Source organism: Ruegeria sp. CG11 (assembly GCF_056537245.1).
This window is the reverse complement of record NZ_JBQFRE010000080.1, coordinates 1-505: the sequence shown is the minus strand read 5'-3', so window position 1 is coordinate 505 and position 505 is coordinate 1. Positions and strand designations below refer to the sequence as shown.

At 54.3% G+C, this 505-nt stretch carries 1 protein-coding gene; it reads left to right on the top strand.

From position 1 onward, the window contains the following. A partial coding sequence (locus ACR0KW_RS24325; RefSeq protein ID WP_480807320.1) for a sensor histidine kinase occupies positions 1-505 on the top strand: 505 nt, incomplete at both ends.

The window sequence follows — 505 nt, the reverse complement described above, 5'->3', positions numbered from 1 at the left end:
GGTGTCTTCTCTGACCTACCAGCAGTTTAAGTACGTGCGTCAGGCTCAGGAAAACCGCGCCTTAGTTCAAAAGAACCTGAAACTGAAAGAACTCCATTTCAGAGAGATGAAGCACCGGCTGAAGAACTCCATTGCCCGCATTCTAGCGATTGCCCGGCAGACGGAAGTCTCCACCAACGCGCCTGCGGAGTTCAACAAGATCTTCTTTGACCGCTTGAATGCCATGGCTCAGGCGCAGGATATGTTTGATCTTTCCAACGAGGACACGCTTTCTCTGGAAGCTTTGATCGGCAGGGAGTTGAAGCAGGCAACCAGCGGCAAGGAAGTGGCACGCTCCATGTCTGGAGAGACGGTGCTGGTGGGGCCGGATCATGCCGCGAACTTGGGGCTGGTCTTTCACGAACTGGCAACAAATGCACTCAAATACGGGTGCTTTGCAACAGATGGCGGGAGACTAGCTATTCACTGGGAGCAGCAGGCCGATCAGCTGCTGATCAGCTGGGTG